At 40.2% G+C, this 19,640-nt stretch carries 24 protein-coding genes; 19 read left to right on the plus strand and 5 right to left on the minus strand.

All coding sequences use genetic code 11. The features are described 5' to 3' along the window. Window positions 1-2: 2 nt before the first annotated feature. On the minus strand, window positions 3-323 hold the full coding sequence (trxA, locus tag FCU45_RS10105) for a thioredoxin (protein ID WP_137014880.1): 321 nt from the start codon (window positions 321-323) through the stop codon (window positions 3-5). Between the two features lie 74 nt (window positions 324-397). Next, window positions 398-1,177 (minus strand): histidinol-phosphatase, encoded by a 780-nt coding sequence (locus FCU45_RS10110; protein ID WP_137014882.1) that lies wholly within the window; start codon window positions 1,175-1,177, stop codon window positions 398-400. 84 nt (window positions 1,178-1,261) lie between these two features. Between FCU45_RS10110 and FCU45_RS10115 the strand changes: the two genes are divergently transcribed. From FCU45_RS10115 to FCU45_RS10135, 5 genes are all read left to right on the plus strand, one after another. After that, window positions 1,262-1,990: a chemotaxis protein gene (locus FCU45_RS10115; protein ID WP_137014884.1), complete on the plus strand. Its 729-nt coding sequence runs from the start codon at window positions 1,262-1,264 to the stop codon at window positions 1,988-1,990. After that, window positions 1,990-3,282 (plus strand): peptidase U32 family protein, encoded by a 1,293-nt coding sequence (locus FCU45_RS10120; protein ID WP_137014886.1) that lies wholly within the window; start codon window positions 1,990-1,992, stop codon window positions 3,280-3,282. The genes FCU45_RS10115 and FCU45_RS10120 overlap by 1 nt, the downstream gene beginning before the upstream one ends. Before the next feature lie 76 nt (window positions 3,283-3,358). Next, a complete protein-coding gene (gene purE / locus FCU45_RS10125) occupies window positions 3,359-3,856 on the plus strand; it encodes a 5-(carboxyamino)imidazole ribonucleotide mutase (RefSeq protein ID WP_137014888.1) in 498 nt (165 codons plus the stop codon). A gap of 21 nt (window positions 3,857-3,877) precedes the next feature. Beyond that, window positions 3,878-4,348, plus strand: a complete 471-nt coding sequence (locus FCU45_RS10130) for a DUF3972 domain-containing protein (RefSeq protein WP_137014890.1) — start codon at window positions 3,878-3,880, stop codon at window positions 4,346-4,348. 103 nt (window positions 4,349-4,451) lie between these two features. Next, window positions 4,452-5,309 carry a damage-control phosphatase ARMT1 family protein gene (locus FCU45_RS10135; protein WP_137014892.1) on the plus strand — a complete coding sequence of 286 codons (858 nt, stop codon included), beginning with the start codon at window positions 4,452-4,454 and terminating at the stop codon, window positions 5,307-5,309. A gap of 2 nt (window positions 5,310-5,311) precedes the next feature. On the opposite strand, the gene FCU45_RS10140 is transcribed toward FCU45_RS10135, so the two are convergent. Beyond that, entirely contained in the window at window positions 5,312-5,758 is a 447-nt protein-coding gene (locus FCU45_RS10140; RefSeq protein WP_137014894.1) for a DsrE family protein, read from the minus strand. A 145-nt stretch (window positions 5,759-5,903) separates the two neighbouring features. Here FCU45_RS10140 and glyQ point away from each other — a divergent pair, with 145 nt between their 5' ends. The 9 genes from glyQ to FCU45_RS10185 all read left to right on the plus strand — a co-directional run bounded on the left by glyQ (window position 5,904) and on the right by FCU45_RS10185 (window position 14,692). Further along, entirely contained in the window at window positions 5,904-6,785 is an 882-nt protein-coding gene (gene glyQ / locus FCU45_RS10145) for a glycine--tRNA ligase subunit alpha (protein WP_137014896.1), read from the plus strand. Between the two features lie 3 nt (window positions 6,786-6,788). Beyond that, window positions 6,789-9,026: an AAA family ATPase gene (locus FCU45_RS10150; RefSeq protein WP_137014898.1), complete on the plus strand. Its 2,238-nt coding sequence runs from the start codon at window positions 6,789-6,791 to the stop codon at window positions 9,024-9,026. 78 nt (window positions 9,027-9,104) lie between these two features. After that, entirely contained in the window at window positions 9,105-9,977 is an 873-nt protein-coding gene (locus tag FCU45_RS10155) for a TIGR01777 family oxidoreductase (RefSeq protein ID WP_137014900.1), read from the plus strand. 90 nt (window positions 9,978-10,067) lie between these two features. Next, window positions 10,068-10,643, plus strand: coding sequence for an AmmeMemoRadiSam system protein A (gene amrA, locus FCU45_RS10160; protein ID WP_137014902.1), 576 nt, complete (start codon window positions 10,068-10,070; stop codon window positions 10,641-10,643). A gap of 15 nt (window positions 10,644-10,658) precedes the next feature. Continuing rightward, window positions 10,659-11,447: an AmmeMemoRadiSam system protein B gene (amrB, locus tag FCU45_RS10165; RefSeq protein ID WP_137014904.1), complete on the plus strand. Its 789-nt coding sequence runs from the start codon at window positions 10,659-10,661 to the stop codon at window positions 11,445-11,447. Further along, entirely contained in the window at window positions 11,440-11,754 is a 315-nt protein-coding gene (locus tag FCU45_RS10170; RefSeq protein ID WP_137014906.1) for a cupin domain-containing protein, read from the plus strand. The genes amrB and FCU45_RS10170 overlap by 8 nt, the downstream gene beginning before the upstream one ends. Window positions 11,755-11,906: 152 nt before the next feature. Next, window positions 11,907-12,983 carry a CNNM domain-containing protein gene (locus tag FCU45_RS10175; RefSeq protein ID WP_137014908.1) on the plus strand — a complete coding sequence of 359 codons (1,077 nt, stop codon included), beginning with the start codon at window positions 11,907-11,909 and terminating at the stop codon, window positions 12,981-12,983. 11 nt (window positions 12,984-12,994) lie between these two features. Further along, a complete protein-coding gene (gene aguB / locus FCU45_RS10180; protein WP_137014909.1) occupies window positions 12,995-13,837 on the plus strand; it encodes an N-carbamoylputrescine amidase in 843 nt (280 codons plus the stop codon). Window positions 13,838-13,894: 57 nt separating this feature from the next. Continuing rightward, on the plus strand, window positions 13,895-14,692 hold the full coding sequence (locus FCU45_RS10185) for a J domain-containing protein (RefSeq protein ID WP_137014911.1): 798 nt from the start codon (window positions 13,895-13,897) through the stop codon (window positions 14,690-14,692). On the opposite strand, the gene FCU45_RS10190 is transcribed toward FCU45_RS10185, so the two are convergent. Together FCU45_RS10190 and FCU45_RS10195 are read right to left on the minus strand one after the other, a co-directional pair. Next, window positions 14,689-15,627, minus strand: a complete 939-nt coding sequence (locus FCU45_RS10190; RefSeq protein WP_137014913.1) for a DUF234 domain-containing protein — start codon at window positions 15,625-15,627, stop codon at window positions 14,689-14,691. The genes FCU45_RS10185 and FCU45_RS10190 overlap by 4 nt on opposite strands. Window positions 15,628-15,639: 12 nt before the next feature. Continuing rightward, window positions 15,640-16,911: a Y-family DNA polymerase gene (locus FCU45_RS10195; RefSeq protein ID WP_137014915.1), complete on the minus strand. Its 1,272-nt coding sequence runs from the start codon at window positions 16,909-16,911 to the stop codon at window positions 15,640-15,642. 234 nt (window positions 16,912-17,145) lie between these two features. Between FCU45_RS10195 and FCU45_RS10200 the strand changes: the two genes are divergently transcribed. The 5 genes from FCU45_RS10200 to FCU45_RS10220 all read left to right on the plus strand — a co-directional run bounded on the left by FCU45_RS10200 (window position 17,146) and on the right by FCU45_RS10220 (window position 19,517). Continuing rightward, on the plus strand, window positions 17,146-17,454 hold the full coding sequence (locus FCU45_RS10200; RefSeq protein ID WP_137014917.1) for a TM2 domain-containing protein: 309 nt from the start codon (window positions 17,146-17,148) through the stop codon (window positions 17,452-17,454). Between the two features lie 158 nt (window positions 17,455-17,612). After that, a complete protein-coding gene (locus FCU45_RS10205) occupies window positions 17,613-17,912 on the plus strand; it encodes a type II toxin-antitoxin system HigB family toxin (RefSeq protein ID WP_137014919.1) in 300 nt (99 codons plus the stop codon). A 1-nt stretch (window position 17,913) separates the two neighbouring features. Continuing rightward, on the plus strand, window positions 17,914-18,288 hold the full coding sequence (locus FCU45_RS10210) for a helix-turn-helix domain-containing protein (protein WP_137014921.1): 375 nt from the start codon (window positions 17,914-17,916) through the stop codon (window positions 18,286-18,288). Window positions 18,289-18,382: 94 nt separating this feature from the next. Beyond that, complete coding sequence (locus FCU45_RS10215) at window positions 18,383-18,703, plus strand: hypothetical protein (protein ID WP_137014923.1); 321 nt, start codon at window positions 18,383-18,385, stop codon at window positions 18,701-18,703. A gap of 46 nt (window positions 18,704-18,749) precedes the next feature. Beyond that, complete coding sequence (locus FCU45_RS10220; protein ID WP_137014925.1) at window positions 18,750-19,517, plus strand: HupE/UreJ family protein; 768 nt, start codon at window positions 18,750-18,752, stop codon at window positions 19,515-19,517. The last annotated feature ends 123 nt before the right edge of the window (window positions 19,518-19,640 follow it).

The raw sequence follows: 19,640 nt of genomic DNA on the forward strand, positions 1-19,640 counted from the left end.
AATTACGCTAAAAGAGCGTCTAATTTTTCAGCTAGAGCAGCTTTAGATTGTGCTCCAACAACTTGACCTTCAATTTTGCCATCTTTAAAAAAGATGATTGTAGGAATAGAACGGATACCGAATTTAACAGCGATGTCTTGCTCTTCATCAGTATTTACTTTACAGATCTTAGCTTTACCGTCATAGTCATTTGCAAGCTCTTCAATTACAGGAGCGATCATACGACAAGGTCCACACCACGGAGCCCAAAAATCCACTAAAGATACACCTTCACCCAGTGTTGCTTCAAAATCTGAGCTAGTCAATTCTATATATTTACCCATTATAGTTTCCTTCTAATTTTATGTTCGCACATTATACAAGCCCAACTCTTTAAAATTGCTTTATAACAAATCTATTAAAATTTTATAAAGTGTTTTTTTCTATTTCTATAAAATACGCACTCGCTGTAGCCAGCGCTTTTTGCCATTTCAATGGCTTCATCGCTATATAGACCGACTTGTTCCGGTTTATGTGCATCTGAAGCAAAAGTTATTGGGATATTCAGTTTTTTAATCTCATTTAAGAGTGACATAGATGGATATGCTTCGCCTATCGGCTTTCTAAATCCAGCAACATTTATCTCTACGGACATGCCGGCTTCTTTGATGGCTAGAAGGGCATTTTTTGCTATCTCTTTAATATTTTTTGTCGGCATATATTTGAAAATTTTGATCAGATCAAGATGCCCTACAATATCAAAAAGTCTGCTCTTAGCCATCTCCTCTATTGCATTAAAATATTTTTGCCAGATCTCATCAATATTTTGGTCTTTATAGTTTCCGATAAACTCAGGGTTGTCAAATCCCCACTCCTCTATAAAGTGGATGGAGCCTATCAGATAATCTACATCTGCATTTAAGACTCTCTCATCCATATATCCTCTTAGATAATCCACCTCATAACCTAGAAGTATCTCAATTTTGTCTTTATACTTCTCTTTTGCATCAAGCACACTTTTTTCATACTCTTGCATCTGAGCAAATGAAATGCGATATTTCTCATCAAAATTCATCGGAGCGTGCTCAGAAAAGCCGAAATATTTTATGCCGCACTCTATTGCCTTTTCGATATACTCGGCGATTTCACCTTCTGCGTGATTACAAAGTTTTGTGTGGTTATGGATGTCTACTACCATAGTTATTTTTCCAATATTTACATATTTTTATGATATTATAGTGATAAAATTTAAATTTAGCGAATATGGGACGGAGAGCTTTCTATGACTCAAGAAGAACTAGATGCCTTGATGAGCGGTGATATTGACGATTTAGAATCATTGGAAGATGATGATATAAGTGATGCTTCGGTTGATGAAGATGCAGGATTTGAAGATAGTGATGAAAAAGACAACGGAGAGGATTTAAGCTCTTCAAACGATGAGAAGCCGCTAGGGTATAGTCCTGAGACAGCTCATCATTGGCCTCTTCCTGCAACAAATGAGAATAAAATGGTACATCAGCTTGACGATGTAACAAAAGAGAGCGAAGAGAAAGCCAGCGAAATTTTTGACATAATAGAAGGTATCAGTAATAATCTGCTTGAAGAGGAGAAGAGAGCCGAGGCAGTGATAGAGGTGTTAGAAAGTAACATTGAACTCTTTAAAACTTTAAGCAGTAAATTTCCAGATGTTGAAGCTTTTAAAGTTCAGCTGGAGAAAAACAACTCAGCACTCAGTAGCACAAATGAAGCGCTAGAGACGCTTCAGTCAAGCGGTAATGCAATAATGGACGTTATGGATATCATGCAGTATCAAGACATTCACCGTCAAAAGATCGAGCGTGTTATTAATGTTATGCGCGCACTCTCTAACTATATGAACTCTCTTTTTGAGGGCAAAATAGATGATGAAAAAAGAGTCTCTTCCGCACAACATATTGTCGGAGACACTCATAACGAGCTGGCATCCAACGAAGATATAGAAGCACTTTTAGCGCAATTTGGAAGTTAATGCAAAAAGTAGAACTATTATCCCCTGCGGGAACGTTAGAAAAATTAAAGATCGCTATTGATTTCGGTGCAGATGCAGTTTATGGCGGAGTGAGCCACTTTTCACTTCGTATACGTTCAGGTAAAGAGTTTAGTATGGACGAGTTTGCCGAGGGGATAGAGTATGCCCACTCGCGCGGCAAAAAAGTGTACGCAACTCTAAACGGTTTTCCTTTTAACTCTCAGTTAAACCTTTTAAAAAAACATATTTTAGCTATGGCGGATCTTGGACCGGATGCTTTTATTGTGGCAACTCCGGGCGTGCTTAAACTTTGCCATGAACTTGTTCCGCATATGCCGCTTCATCTCTCTACACAAGCCAATGTTATGAACGTTCTTGATGCAAAAGTTTACTACGATATGGGAGCAACCCGCATTATTACGGCAAGGGAGATCTCTCTTAAAGATCTCGTCGAGATCAAAAGAGAACTTCCTGATCTGGAGCTTGAGGTGTTTGTGCACGGTTCGATGTGTTTTGCATACAGCGGCAGATGTCTTATCTCAACTCTTCAAAGCGGGCGTGTTCCAAACCGCGGAAGCTGCGCGAATGACTGTAGATTTCCTTACGAGATGTATGCGGCAAATCCTGAGACGGGAACGCTATTTAAGCTCCAAGAGGATGAGGGTGTAGGCACTTACATCATGAACTCAAAAGACCTAAATCTTGCTTCACACGTTAAAGAGATATTAGACAGCGGTGCGGTCGATTCTCTCAAAGTTGAAGGGCGTACAAAAACCGCATATTACGCGGCTGTAACTGCAAAAGCCTACAGAATGGCAATAGATGACTACTACAACGGCGTAAATGACGTAGAGAAGTATCAGTATGAGCTGAACTCTCTTCAAAACCGCGGTTATACAGATGCTTATCTTATCTCAAGACCTTTTGAGAAGCATGATACACAGAGTCTTGACTTTACTATGCAGCTTGGAACGCATCAGGTAAGCGGAGTAGTAAATGAAGAGGGTACGCACTTTTTATGCAAATACAAAACCCTGCCAAATGATGAGTTGGAGATAGTCGCTCCGCTTGGCTCTCATATAGAGATAGCAGACAATGAGATAGGCACGACTTACGAGCGTGATGGAAGAGTATATATGAAGCTAAAACAGCTTTTGGCAGAAAATAAGAAAGTTTGGGATGAGGTTCACAGCGGAAATCTAAACCCGATAACACTGCCTGTAAAACTTCCGCCTTACACTTTTTTGAGAATTCCAGCGCATCCTGATATGGGCACTTACCCAAAAGTTTGATAAGCCCAGCTTATATATAAAAAATAGTTTAAAAAGCTATGCTATAATCGCGCATCAAAAAAAAGGAAGATAGTATATGAAATTTGTTTCAATTGTAATAGGCAGTAAAAGTGATTACGAGATAATGAAATCTTGTTCAGACACGCTTGAGGCGTTTGGCGTGCAGTATGAAATGATAATATCTTCAGCTCATCGCTCTCCTGAGAGAACGAAAGATTATATTGCTACAGCAGAGGAAAAAGGTGCTCAGGTTTTTATAGCGGCTGCGGGAATGGCTGCACACTTGGCAGGTGTTTTATCTTCTAAAACAGTAAAACCGATCATTGGAGTTCCTATGAGCGCATCTGCTCTTAGCGGAATAGATGCTCTTTTATCAACGGTTCAAATGCCTGCCGGAATGCCTGTTGCTACTGTAGCTATAGGAAAAGCGGGAGCGATAAACTCTGCTTATTTGGCTATGCAGATACTCGCACTTGACAATGAAGAGCTTGCTATCAAACTAAAAGAAGACCGCATCTCAAAGGCTAAAAAAGTAGAGATGGATTCGATGGAGATAGAGACAATTATTTCGTAAATTTGTAACAGGGGCACACGTATGAAGTGGATGAGCGATGAAGAGTATATGGAACTTACCGGTCTTGATATATCGGCGATCGACGATTTGGCAGACAGAGGCAAGCTTACCATAAAAGTAGAAGAGGGGGTGAGATATATCGATCCCTCAAAAGGTGCGGGGGAAGTAGTTCCCGTACAGTTAAAAGAGCTCTCTTCGCACAACACAAAAGAGATGGTAGTACAGCCCCAGTTTGTCGAGAAGACGATAGGTACCATTATCAATCTTCACGAAAAGGTGCTTGACGCAAAAGATGAGACTCTTGCGGCAGTAAGAGTCGAGAATGAGTTCTTAAGAGAGGCGCTTGCCTCTTTGCAAGAGCTTTATGATGAAGACAGAAAAACGATACACACGCTTCAAGAGCAGCTAAAACTTTCACAGCAAGAAGTTGAGTTTATGAGAAGAAAATATAAACTTATGTGGAATAAAGCTATCGAAGAGCATACTACATGATAGTCTATAATGAGCAAAGCCCATTATAACGGCAGGGACTAAAGTCCCTACAACCCCCTAAAGCTACAAAACGAAGTTTTGAGAAATAAAAGGTTTATAAAATATGACTATTGATGAAGCCTGTGTAGGCTGTATAATTAACCAGAGCGTTAAAGTTGCAAATGCTATTCACGCCTCTTCCTCCCTTGCAGATGAGTTAACATCTACTGTTACCAAGATGAGCGAGAGTTTTTCTTATGATGATACCCCTCCCGAAATTGCCTCCTATGTCTATGAAAAAATGGCTCAAATTGCCAATAAAACAGACCTTTATGACGAGGTAAAAGAGTTATCCACAAAAAAAGCGCTCTCTTTCGTTCCGCTTTTAAAAAAAGAGCTCTCAAATTCAAATAATAAACTATTGACCGCCACAAAAATTGCAATAGCGGGAAATGTCATAGACCTTGCCGCAGAGGTAGAGTTTGACCTGCAAGAGGAGCTTGAGAAGATATTTCATACCGAGTTTGGATATGATGATTTCTCTGTTTTTGCACAGAAGCTAAGCAGTGCAAAGAGCGTTTTAATCGTCGGCGACAATGTCGGAGAGCATATTTTTGACTATATGCTCATCGAGACATTAAGTGAGCTCTACCCAGGCAGTAAATTTTACTATATGGTCAGAGGCAATCCGATAATAAACGACGTAACAATTAAAGAGGCTAAAGAGGCTGGATTTGAGAAGATATGCGAAGTGGTTGACAGCGGTGTGAACACTCCCGGGTTTACATATAACCGAGCAAACGACTACTCAAGAGAGCTTTTTGACAGCGTCGATATGGTTATAAGCAAAGGGATGGGAAATTATGAATGTATGAGCCCCTCACACAGAGAGGGCATCTGCTTTCTACTCAAGATAAAGTGCGGAGTTGTCGCCGCCTCTCTAAAAAAAGAGGTCGGTGATATAGTCTGTAAAATGGATTAAAGTCACTCAAACACCATCAGAGCATAACCGCTGTTTTGATAGTGTATCGTCTCTAGAAAACTGTTTGGTGATATTTTTACAGACTCTATAACATCCTCTTTTGGGATCGTATTTGCGTTTAGGCTCATGGCACAAACGACTATCTCAACGCCTCTGTCTGCCAATTTTATAAGCTGCTTTTGAGAGAGTTCAATGGAGCTTAGATCTTTCTCATCTAGAATTATCTCATCATAATTTTTAGAAACGATAGGAGCACACCCTCCATGAATTGTAACGGCAAACTTCGGAGTGTCTCCTTTTTCCTCGATCATATCCATAGTTCTCTCAACAAGCACCATACGGCTGGCAACATACTGCATATCGTTTGCGTTGCAGTTAAAAACAGCTTTATACTCTTCGGCCTGAATGGATGTAATGATAACTGACAATATAAAAAATAGACGTTTCATGGACTCTTCTTTTTGTTGGATTAATGTATTGTATTAGATAATTTTTAAAATAAACTAAACAAATAAAGAGTTCGTCTTATTGTTTAGAATTTTAAATTAAAGTATTGCTTTGTTATAATTGCGCAATTATTTATAAGAGGCTTTCATGATAACTTTTAGCGAGATGTTACTAAAACTACAAGAATTCTGGATGAAGCAGGGGTGCAATATTGTTCAGCCCTACGACATCCCTGCGGGTGCGGGAACATTTCATCCGGCTACATTTTTACGCTCACTTGACTCAACTCCATGGTCGGTTGCTTATGTGGCACCATCTCGCCGCCCGACAGACGGAAGATACGGAGAGAACCCGAACCGCTTGGGGAGCTACTACCAGTTTCAAGCACTTATTAAACCGTCACCCGACAACATTCAAGAGCTTTACTTAAAATCGTTGGAGTACCTTGGACTTGATGTAAAGAACCATGATATCCGCTTTGTCGAGGACAACTGGGAGTCACCGACACTGGGCGCATGGGGACTTGGCTGGGAAGTTTGGCTAAACGGCATGGAAGTAACGCAGTTTACTTACTTTCAGCAGGTAGGCGGCATAGAGTGCTCTCCCGTCGCAGTCGAGATAACATACGGAACGGAGAGACTTGCGATGTACCTGCAGGGTGTTGATACTGTCTTTGACATTGTCTGGGGCGAGAATGAGCATGGAAAAACGCTATACCGCGATGTTCACAAAGAGGCGGAGATAGAGTTTAGCAAGTACAACTTTGAAGTAGCAGACACGGAGATGCTCTTTGCCGAGTTTAACGCAAAAAGCGATGAGTGCCTAAAAGCGCTAGATGCAGGGCTTCCTCTTCCCGCATACGACCTATGCATGATGGCGGCAAACACCTTTAACGTCCTGGATGCCAGAAAAGCTATAAGCCAGACTGAGAGACAAAACTACATACTAAAAATCCGCGAACTCTCACGTGGATGCGCAGAGCTTTACAAGGCTCAAGAAGAAGATAGGAACAAGAGGGTTAAGGCTTAGTTTTTGAACGAAACCCTGCTAGGTCAAATTGACAAGATCCTTTTTGAAGAGGAGGCTTTTTTTATAGCTGTTTTAAAGAGCGGTGAGAAGATAAGCGGCTCATACTATGAGAGTGCGGTCTCACACCTAAAAGGGAGCGCGATCACTCTAAGGGGGCACTGGGAAGAGCATAGAAAATATGGTAAGACCTTTAAGTTCGAGCAGATAAAAGTAAATCAAAATGAGCTCTTTTTCTTTCTCAATAAGATAGTAAAAGGATTTACGAAAAAACTATCAGCCGAGCTAATAGAGCATTTTGGAAGCGAGGGACTTGTCGAGGTCTTAGACAACGACATAGAGCGTCTTTTGGAGTTTAGCGGCATAAAAGAGAAGCGGCTAAAAAAGATACAAGAGAGCTGGAAAAAGTTTCGCTCCATGCGGGAGATAGGGGAGTTTTTAAGCCCTTATGACGTATCTCCCGCACTTCTGACCACAATTGCAACGGCTATGCGCGACGTTGATGATCCTTGTGCAAAAATAAAAAACAACCCCTACATCTTAACCTCCATAAACTCCATAGGTTTCAAACGTGCAGATGAGCTAGCTCTTAAGATGGGAGTGAATCCAAACGACGAAAACCGTATAGGCTCGGCGATGGATTATGTTCTGCTCAACTACTGCGAACAGCAGGGCAACTCCTGCGTGGCAAAAGAGATACTTTTTAGCGAACTCGACTCTCTTCTGCTCTTTAGCGGCAAGAACCATCTCTATGAGGCGATTTTGATCGAGAGGGTAAGCGAGGGGAGCATCGTTTTGATGAAAAACAACCGCGTCTCTCCAGCCCGTCTTTACGATTCGGAGAAGTTTCTCTACGATGAGTTTAAGAGAAGAGCAAAGTTGGACAACGGCGGCTTTGTAAAAGATTTGGACGAGTTTTTAAAAGATAAAGAGCTGCGTCTTGGAGAGCAGCAAAAAGAGGCGGTAAAGAAGATAAACGATGGTGCGTCCATACTCTTTTTGGTCGGTTATGCGGGAACGGGAAAAAGCACGACATCCAGAACCATACTTGAGCTGCTAAACACAAAATATGACAAAAAAGAGATAATGACCTGTGCTCTAAGCGGCATAGCATCCCAACGCATTGCAGATACGACCGGTTATGAGAGTGCGACCATCCAAAGTTTACTGGTTAAGTTTGAAGATAGAGATGATTTCCCATACTCGGTTGTTTTGATAGATGAAGCCTCTATGATAAACTCCTCCCTTTTTGCAAGACTTGTCTCAAAAATCAACAAAAACGCCACTCTGATCATCGTTGGAGATGACGCGCAGCTTCCTCCCATCGGTGCGGGAAATGTTCTAAGCGATGTTTTGACGTTAGAGCTGGCACCTATAGTGAAACTTACAAAGATATACAGACAGAGCGAAGATAAAGCTTTAACAGTTATAGCAAACGATATACGAATAGGCAGCGTGCCTGAGTATAGAAAAAGCTACGAAGATTTTGAGTTTATAGATGTAAATATAGAGAACTATTATGCCCGCAAAAATCAGCTCTCCCAAAAAGAGCTGCAGGATTTGAGAGAGGAGAACTCATTGCAGATTGTTGCCGAGATTGCCCACAAAGTTGTGGAGTCGATTGAGAAGGCAAGGTACAGACTAAACAACAAGCAGATAAAAGAGTATCTGAACTATTTTCAGGTCATAACTCCGATGAAGGGTGGAACTCTGGGTGTAAACAACTTAAACACAGTTTTGCAGGACTATTTCAATCCAAACCCAAAAAAATGCGTGAAAAAGGGCGGTGTGGAGTTCAGACTTATGGACAAGGTAGTTCACACCAAAAACGAGAATATGACATCTTGGAGCGGCGAGGGGTATAAAAACGGCGAAGATTCGGCTCAGAGGCGCATATTTAACGGGATGAGCGGACTTCTTTTTAAGATAGAAGAGGAGGATGAACAGGCGTTCGTGTTTTATCCAAACGAGGATGTAGTAGTCGTTTATGAGTATGAGGAGTTAAAGTCTCATCTGATGCTCTCTTATGCGCTGACCATCCATAAAGTCCAAGGGATGGAGTATGATATAGTCATAATTCCTATGAGTTTTTCACACTACATCATGCACAATACAAAGCTTATCTACACCGCAGTAACAAGAGCAAAACACAGATGTATCCTAATTGGTGAGAGCGGAGCTTTTGAGAGCGGATGCAAGAAGTTTGAAGCAACAAGAAGAGATACCGTACTTTTAGAGTTATAATATCAGAGTTTGGAATAAGGACTTTTTTATCAACTTATACATATAATCAGAGCAAGATGTGATCTCAAGGAGTTTTTGATGGCGATTGGTAACAGGCTTAAGATAGTTATTTGCGGTAAAAGCGGTTTAGTAGGCTCAAAACTTGAAGAGTTCTTCAACCCTGAACATAATGACATAGTTGGCTTGAGAGTACGTGAAGATAGTTCCGTAGAGGGTATAGCCAAGCAGCTTGAGAAGTGTGATGTACTTATAAACCTAAGCGGTACTACCATCTTGGCTCCTTGGAGTGAGAGTTATAAAAAAGAGCTTCGCAGCAGCCGCATTGAGACCACAAAAAAATTGGTTGATGCCATTGCTATTTGTAAAGAGAGACCAAAACTTTTTTTGAGCGCTTCGGCAGTTGGGATATATAAGTCAAATACTCCACATAACGATGACTCGCAGAATTATGCTGATGATTTTCTCTCCGCTCTGTGCTTGGAGTGGGAAGCAGAAGCACAAAAAGCCAAAGAATTTGATGTCAGAGTCGTAGAGATGAGGTTTGGCGTTATTTTTTCAAAAGAGGGCGGAGCGATGTCTAAGATACTGCCTCCCTTTAAGATGGGAGTAGGAGGAAAGCTCGGAGATGGAGAGCAGATGGTCTCGTGGATACACATAGAAGACCTGCTCAGAGCGGTAGAGTTTATTATAAGAACTCCTGCTATCATCGGTTCTGTAAATTTTTCTGCTCCTTATCCTCTCTCAAACATTGAACAGACAAAAATTTTAGGCAAGGTGTTAAGGCGTCCTACATTTTTTAGCGTACCGGCCTTTTTAATAAAGCTGATCTTTGGAGAGGGCGCTCATGTTGTTCTTGATTCAAAAGAGGTCTACCCTACAAAGCTCAAAGAGAACGGTTTTGAGTTTCATTATGAAAAATTTGAGGATGCATTAAGAGAGATAGTTGGTTAATATAAAAGAGATGTTTATTATTTCATAAAGTTTAAAGTTGTAAAATGAACGATTGGTTAAATTATATGAGATTTATTAGTAGGAGCTTTAATGATAGATCCTGTTTTATTGCAAATCGCAAAACATGCGATACTTGAAGAGTTTAGCAATGCGTATACGTTTGACAAAGAGAAGTTGTTTGAGAAATATCCTTTTTTAAAGATAGAGGCTGCAACATTCGTAACACTTGAGTACGATCATCATCTAAGGGGATGTATAGGTTCTCTTGTCCCCAATCGTTCCCGTTATGAGGATATTTTTCAAAATGCAAAATCTGCCGCATTCCATGATCCAAGATTTCATCCGCTAAGTGAAAAAGAGCTCTCTCATATAAATATTGAAGTATCGGTTCTAAGCAAGCCTGAGATGATAGAGTATGAAGATTTTGATGATCTGCTTACAAAGGTCGAACCTCAGTTAGACGGTCTTATCTTTAAGTTTGATGGGTATCAGGGAACATTTCTGCCTCAGGTTTGGAGGGAGCTAAAATCCCCTAAGATATTTTTAGAGCATCTAAGTATGAAAGCAGGACTAAGCCCTATGGTGTACGAGAAGCATCCTGATATATACAAATACAGGGTTCAGGCGATAAATGAGGATTTTGAGAAGATTCCTCCGTTAGAGTAGCAGCAGGAGTTTACTATGAAGAGAAAGATGAGCGTAAGCGGTGCTTTTTATCCCGGAAGAGCTATTGAGATAGAGAGATATTTTGAACACTTCAGTGCAGTTTATGATGAAGCCAAGAGTCTGCCGCAGTTAAATTCAAGAGTCGTGATAGTTCCTCATGCAGGATATATATACTCGGGCTACAGCGCAAATGTAGCATATAGAGTTTTACGTCAAAGCGGTGTAAAAAGATTTGCAGTCATCGGACCTTCACATAAGGTCGGTTTTGAAGGGGCGTCTCTTTGCGATTTCGGCTCATATGAGACACCGTTTGGAGATATAGATGGTTCAATTTCACTGAATCAGGCTTTAAAAGATAAATTTAATCTTCCGTGCGTCTTGGAGGCTCATCAGGAACACAGTACCGAAGTGCAGTTTCCGTTCATAAAACATTATATCGAAGATGCCGAGATAGTCGAGATAGTCTACTCATACGCAGATGCTGCAGAGCTCTCTAAGATCATTGATTATCTTTTGGCACAACCAGAGTGCGGAGTTGTTATAAGCACGGATCTTAGTCATTTTCACTCTCTTAGCAATGCTACAAGACTTGACAATATCTGTCTTGAAGCTATCGAGAATCTAGATGCCGAGAAACTTCATAGCGGATGCGAGGCGTGCGGAAAAATAGGCGTCGAAGCAGTTCTTATAAGTGCCAAAAAATTAGGCTTGAAGGCGGAGCTGCTTGACTACAGTACAAGTGCAGATGCAAGCGGAGATACGGATAGAGTCGTAGGATACGTGAGCGCATGCTTTTATGACTAAAAATATATTTGAAAATAGCCCAAAGCCTACGGATAAAGAGTTTTTTGAAGAGTTGTTCTCAAAAGAGGGAGTAAAAATAGAGAGAATAGTCTCTTATGGTCATACAACTCCCGAGCTTGAGTGGTATGACCAAAGAAGAGACGAGTGGGTGATAGTGCTTAAAGGTGAAGCGGTAATATCTTTTTTAAATGAGGATGACGTAAGATTGCAAGCGGGAGATTATATAAATATTCCCGCACACAAAAAGCACAGAGTCTCTTGGACAAAGCCCGAAGAAGAGACTGTCTGGCTTGCAGTACATTGTTGATTTGCTTCTACTTAAGTATAAGCTAATCTTTTTTAAACAGGTAGTAACTATAATGTGCTATAATGCCCATTAAAAAATTAAAGGAAATTTTAAATGACCCAAAGCGACCCGGCCTCGCGTAGTTTAACCCACGTTCTTATGGGAGCAGTTCTATGACTCTGCTCATTACCTATCTATCACTTGCAATTTTAGTATCGTTTCTCTGCTCGATTTTGGAGGCGGTTTTACTCTCAAGTACAAACTCCTATATAGAGAGCCTGTCAAAAGACCATAATGAAAACCTAGTAAATAAGCTAAAAGGGTTAAAGTCAAATATCGACAAACCTATATCATCTATTTTAACGGTCAATACGTTTGCACATACGATGGGGGCTGCCGGTGTTGGAGCTCAAGCACAGATCCTCTTTGGAGAGGAGTGGCAAGCGCTGGTCGCATTTGTTATAACACTTCTGATCTTATACTTTTCAGAGATCATTCCAAAGACTATAGGTGCGCTTCACTGGAAAAAGCTACTGGTTCCATCAGCGTACATCATCTCGTTCATGATGACGATAAGTGCGCCTTTTACATGGTTTTCATCATTTTTGACCAACTACATTTCAAGAAACAAAAAACATCAAAGCAATTTTTCACGTGATGAGATCATGGCAGTCGTTGCAATGGGCGAGAGGGAAGGGGCGATCCTTAGCAAAGAGAGTGATCTCATAGAGAACCTCCTGAAGCTTAAAAATATAAAAGCAAAAGATATTATGACACCAAGAAGTGTTGTTTTTTCTCTACCGGCAGAAACAAAAATCGAAGAAGCCGTAGAAGATGACAGGATGTATATCCACTCCCGTATCCCTATCTACAGAGAGACGCTTGACGATGTCGTAGGTATTGTCTTTAGCCAAAGAATTCTTGAAGAGAGCAATGAGGATAACGACAGTGTTACTTTAGAGAGTATTTCACATGAAGTGCATATGGTCTCTGAAAATATTCCTGTTCCAAATTTAATTGATCAGTTCGTAAAGCGTAAGACTCACCTTTTTATAGTTTATGACAGTTACGGGCAGACCGTAGGAGTCGTTACTCTTGAAGATGCCATAGAGACTCTTCTTGGTGTCGAGATAGTTGATGAGATGGATGAGATCGAAGATATGCAGCTTTTTGCAAAAGATAGAAGCAAGCAGTTTCAGGATAAGATGAAGTTCGAGCGAAAAAAGATGGAAAAAGCTAAAAGCGTTTAGTGAGGTAGAAGATGGTTAAGGTCAGTGCTGTTCAGATGCAGATGAGTGAAGATAAAGCTTCAAACATAGATAAAGCCGAGAGATTGGCAAGAGAAGCGGCCGCGAACGGTGCTCAAATAATTCTTCTTCCGGAACTCTTCGAGGGGTACTACTTCTGCAAAGATATGGACGAGAAGTACTTCTCATGGGCGGCTCCAAGAGAAGGCAACAAGCTTATAGAGAGATTTGCCGCTTTGGCAAAAGAGCTTAAAGCGGTTATTCTGATAAGCTATTTCGAGAAGAGCGATGAGGGTTACTTTAACTCTCTTGTTGTTGCAGATGCGGATGGCACTCTAATGGAGAACTACCGCAAAACGCATATTCCAGATGGTCCCGGATATGAGGAGAAGTTCTACTTTAAACCGGGTAATACCGGCTTTAAGGTCTACGATACTGCTTATGCAAAGATAGGTGTTGGCATCTGCTGGGATCAGTGGTTTTGCGAGACTGCGAGAGCTTTGACGCTTATGGGCGCGGAGATCATCTTCTACCCGACGGCGATCGGAAGCGAGCCCGAGATACACCTTGATTCAAAAGAGCATTGGCAGAGAGTCCAGATGGGACATGCGGCTACAAACACGGTTCCCGTGGTAGTTGCAAACAGAATTGGTGAAGAGAAGGGCGAGACTTGCAGCCTCAATTTTTACGGCTCATCGTTTATAACTGACTATACGGGTGCAAAGATCGCTGAAGCCTCAAGAGACAAAGAGGAAATCCTCTACGCCGAGTTCGATATAGAGGAGAATCAGAAGCAGAGACACTACTGGGGTCTCATAAGAGACAGACGTCCACAGATGTATAAAAACATCTGCTGATTTGGAACTGTTTTTGCTACAAATATGAAGCAAAACAGTCCAAAAAAGGTTAAGTTGATGGAGATAGTGCTAAGAGACAATCTTATTTTAGTCACTACAGACTTTGATACATTAAACACTCAGTGGATGAAAGAGTTCTTAAATCACCACTCCAGAGGTATGCTTTTTTTGCCAAAGGCGGTAATGGTATTTAGAAACGAGATACTCTCTCAAGAGCGAGATAGGTTTATCAACCAGTTAAGCCAATACCACGCCACAAAACATGATTTTTCACATGAATTTTTTCTTCGATCACTCCTTAAATTTGGAAACCAGCCAATCAGAATAGAACTAAACAGACAAGAAGAGCCACAAGAGATAGCGGTCAATCTTTACGCCTATAACAGTGATACCGTACTTATCTCGCTTGATTATCCAAACTCGTGGGTGCTGAGCTATCTTCGTTCACAGCTTGAAGTTTATGTAGAGAGAGGAACGGATATATCTCTAGTCCTTGACGTCTCCGACTATAAAGCAAAAGCGAGGCTGGAGAGAGCTCTCGACAAGCGCAACGTTCTGCACTATCGGATCAGGTACAGCTACAACAACCGTTTTATGAGCAAGCTCTACAGCGATTTTGCTAAGTACAGTTTTGGGAGTCTCTGTAAAGAGGAAGAGGATGCGCAGAAAAATCATTTTTATGCAATTTTACAGTGTCCTATCGGGGCTAGTCAGAGTGCTCTAAGAGAGAGCTATAAAAGACTTGCAAAAGCGTACCATCCAGACAAAGTGCTACAAGAGGCTCCGCACATGGTAGAGCACTACACACAGAAGTTTCAGCTTCTCCAAGAGGCATACTCTGCACTGAAAGTTTAGAAAAAGTTATCTATTATCTCCTCTTTTTTCGCACTCTTTACAAGTGCTTCAAAATCCTGTGAGCTGTAGAGGGCTAGTTTTTTGCCCTGATGGCTAAGCAGCTCTTTTGAGAAACCTCTTTTAGAAAAAATAACTGCCTGAGTAGGTTCAATACCGAGCTTTTGACACTTGTCCAAGAGTTTATGCCACTCACTTTTGTTTACTTTATGATTTGACCATTTGCACTCTGCCACGTAAATTTTCTCATCTTTTGTTATGGTGAGTATATCTATCTCGACATTTGCATCCCAATAACTTCCCGAACTAAGTATCTGAGAGTCTCTAAGATTGTAGTTGAGCAGAACTTCGGATAGCTCTTCAAAAACCAGACTCGTATAGCTGTGTCTTCTTTTGTGAAAATCTTTAAAAAAAGTGTCATATTTGTTAGCTTCGATCTCTCTTGCATGCGGGGCGATAAAGTAGAACCAAAACCTTATAAATGGGTGCGTAAAGAGAACTTTGTGAGAGATTCTGTATCTCGCCACTTCTCTTTTTAGTTTCCCCTTTGGATTGAGTGAGCGCGCAGGCTCCTCTCTTGAGAACTCTATCTGAATCAGCCCTTTTTGCTCTAAAAAGTTGAGCGCGCTTCCGCCGTTTGCGTTGTTGAGACCCGCTCTGTTAAACGCCGAAAATATCTTTCGATCCCCCACTGCCAAAGCACGAAGAAGACGAAGGCATCCCTTGTCCGCCAAGGTTAGCTCTTCTATCTTTTTTCTAAGAGATACAAAGTTGTTCAGGATCAGCTCTTCCACCAGAGAGTCTATCTCTTTGGTCGTGTCCAGCTCCCATCCAAGACCGCCGAAGATTGAAAAGTACTCAATCTGCGTCTCCATATCATCTGGATAGTTTCTTGAGTAAAAGGAGCGAAACTGCTCTAAGAGTCTGTTTTTTATCATTGATTAATTCTATCATAATTCACTTCCCCATTTCAACATATCTATGCCGTATTTTTCTCTTATATTTTGCGAATGTTGGGTAAGTCTGTGCATCTTTTGCTCTTCTGCAAAATTTATAAGCGAGAGTTCCCTTCTTGACTCTCTCGTAAAGCTTGAGCAGTTGATGCTTATGCGTATGACTTGAAGCCTTTTGTATGTGTCCGCCTCGCTAAAGAGCTCAAGACACAGAGAGTCAAATTTTTTTTCGGTAAATATTTCGCAAAGTGTTATGTTCTTGTGCGACTTTTGATTCATCTCGTAGGCGATAGAGAGATGAAAGACCGTGGGTATGACCTGAAGTTTCATGATGGCAAAGCTGAGATGGCGGGCTAGAACGTGTACCCTTCTCTTAAGTTCCCCTCTGTCATAGATAGGGTCGAATGTTCTGGATATTCCTATGGATTTTCTTATATGTTTTGTATTTATCTCATCATCGCTTTTGCCGCATACTCTGGCGTAGAGCTCTTTTGCGTAAGGTCCCCACGACTCTAACGTTCCTCTTCTTCTCTTTATCTCCCCTAGGGTGTGTATTTGAGCACTTTTTAGTTTTGCTTTCATACTTTTGCCAATGCCCGCAAACTCTCCCACAGGGATATTTTCTATAAAACTGTCCAGCTCGCCAGCGTATACGACTCTGCACCCAAAAGGCTTGGCGTGTGAAGTGGCAAGTTTGGCAATGTAGCGGGTTGGAGCTGCCCCGATGGATACGGGAAGCTTTATTACCTCTTTTATCTCGTTTTTTAAATTTTTTATAAAATCTTCTACATCCTTATCGTCTATCCAGCCGCCAAGATCACCGTAAAACTCATCTATGCTCGCCTGCTCCACAAGCGGTATCTTGGTCTGCAAAAAGTCGTGAAGCTCATGCGATAGTTTTTGATAGAGCGACATATTTGGCGCTTTGATGATAAGATGCGGGCAGAGGGTCAGTGCCTCTCTTATGCTCATGGCAGTCTTGATGCCGTAGGACCGAGCTTCATAGCTTGAAGTGGTAAGTATGCCGCGAACTCGCCCATCTTCATCTTTAAAAGCATCTATGTCATCATCTTTTTCTTCATACGCTTTGTAAAAAGTAGGCACAAATGAACCTGAGTTCTCGAAGTTTACCGTCTGTTTTTTAGCATCTTTGTTAAATATTTTAGTATCACTCCGTCCGCCAATTGCGACAGGCTTGCCCTCAAGCGAAGGCTCTTTAATGCGTGCGGCACTTACAAAAAAGCAGTCTATATCTATGTGTATTTTCATACTCTCAGTATAGACAAATTTTTAGGATGATGTTAAAAATATGGCAAATTGCAAAGATATTTTTTACTTGTTTATATTTTGATACAAAAGCAGCATTTAATATATATTGACGCAAAATTATTTTAAGATACATATTGTAACATGAGACATTATTATGACAAAATTATCACATTGTTCTTGACTAAAATATAAAAAATAATAATAATTAGTAAAGTTTAATATAAAAGGATCCTAATGAGTATAAATGTAGATCAGATGAGATTAGAAGAGCAGAAAAAGAACCCTGTGGTGGCGTATATATTATGGTGGTTTCTTGGACTTTTTGGAGCACATCGTTTTTATATGGGTAAAAGTAATGCGGTTACTATGCTAATTATTACAATAGTAAGTTTTTTTACTATGATAATAGTAGTTGGTTATGTTGGATTAATTGCAATGTTTATTTGGTGGGTACTTGATGCAATATCTCTTCATAAATGGGTTAAAGTTTATAACTTGGAACTTATTAATAATTATGAAAAGGCAACAGTAAGCAATAATTAAATACTAAAATCCCATGTATCTTTCTCATTCCCATCATCTTCTGATGGGAATGCATACAAGCGCTACGACTTGTTATAAAAATCCACAAACTGGAAACCAAAAATCAGCATCAACATATAAAACTTGACGTATTGTCAAGAACAGAGTACAATAAACCCATGAGAATTATTTCCAATAAAACATTGAAGCAATTTTATGAAAATCCTTTGTATAGCGATAGTAAGTCTTCGCTACAGAGTTGGTATCACGAGGCGTTAAAAGCTTCTTGGCAAACTCCAAATGAGATAAAGGCTCAATATAAAAGTGCAAGTATTATTGGAGATAGTAGAGTCGTGTTTAATATACATGGAAATAAATATAGATTGATTGTTAAGATAAATTATTATGCTTCAATCATATTTATAAGATTTGTCGGTACACATAAAGAGTATGACAAAATCAATGCAGCGGAGATATAAGATGAATATAAAACCTATCAAAAACGAGCAAGATTATGAGAGCGCGCTTCAAAGAGTCGAGGTTCTTATGGATGCCGTGCCGGAGAGTGAAGAGTTTGATGAGCTTGAAGTGCTCACAACGCTTATTGAAGCTTATGAGACAAAGCATTACAAGATAGATGCACCTGATCCTATTTCAGCCATCAAGTTTAGAATGGAGCAAGAAAATCTCAAGCAAAAAGATTTAGCTGCCGCACTCGGAGATGAAACGAGAGTCTCTAAGATTTTAAGCGGGCAAAGAGAGCTAACAGTGACAATGATAAGAAATCTGCATGAGCAGTTTAAAATCCCTTTTGAGAGTCTGTTTGGGAGAGAAAAGAAACTCTCAGCAACTTGAAACAAAAAGTGTTTTAGTTTATTAATTGAGTGATGAAGATATTAGGTTTGTGCTATAATCCACACCTAAATACACAGAGAGGCGTTAAAGCAGAATGAAGCGTTACATTATGATTATTTTGATCGCTTTGCATTTAACGAGCGGCACTGTATATGCGAAAATGGCATCATTTGAGCAGGGGCATACCGATACAATTATGCATGAATGCATGGAGCATGAACATAGTCATTATCACGGCGCCTCTATCCACAAGCACGGACATTCTCATACAATAGCGACATTTTTGGACTTTAATACCGGTTTTCAAGAGAGCTACGCGTTTAGCTTTATCATCTCAAAAAGCTCATTTTTAGAGGTAACTTCATATATCGTAAATCCTATGCTAGATTCTCTTTTTCGCCCTCCAAAGCTTTAGTTTTTTACCTAAATAGATCTTATTATTACAATATTCAAGGAAAAAAATGAAGATATTTTTTATATTATTGGCTTTTTTGCTTCTGAAGAGTGCCGCTTATGCGCACGGTATGTCAGAAGCTGATATAGAGGCTATGATAGAGGGTGGAAACCTTCGTTATATTTGGCTGGGTGCCACCCATATGTTGTCAGGGTATGACCATCTGTTGTTTCTCTTTGGAGTGGTCTTTTTTCTAAGTAACACCAAAGATATTATCAAGTTCGTAACCATATTTACACTGGGTCACAGTATCACGCTGATATTGGCTACATTTATGGGAATAAATGCAAATTACTACCTTATAGACGCGGTAATTGCACTAAGTGTAATATATAAAGCGTTTGACAACAACAAAGGATTTGAGAGTTATTTGGGAATAAAGTCTCCTAATTTGATGCTGATGGTACTTCTGTTTGGTCTTATACACGGGTTCGGACTCTCTTCAAGACTTCAGCAACTGCCTCTTGGTGAGCAGAGCTGGAGTATGCTGTTGGAGATAATCTCATTTAACATAGGTGTTGAGATAGGTCAGATCATTGCACTTATCGGTATGCTTTTTATTTTAAAACTATGGAGAGAAAAAGAGTCGTTCACGAAATATGCTAAAGTATCCAACCATGCATTGATGTTCGCGGGTTTTATGCTTCTTTTGATGCAGCTGCATGGATATTTACACACTACAAACGAAGAGGAGTTCGGCTTTAACAGAGACGAGCATATACATATCCATATGGATATGGAAAAACAAAATAACTATACACACGATAGTTTATAAAACCATCCTATAAAGAATAGCTTAAACCAATAGCTATTTTTTATAGACATAGATAATGTGTTTCATTATTTGAGTATTTAAAAAGTATAAATGCTCAGATGATCAAATACAAAGATATAACCA

It is taken from the genome of Sulfurimonas crateris (assembly GCF_005217605.1).
Classification (GTDB): Bacteria; Campylobacterota; Campylobacteria; order Campylobacterales; family Sulfurimonadaceae; genus Sulfurimonas; species Sulfurimonas crateris.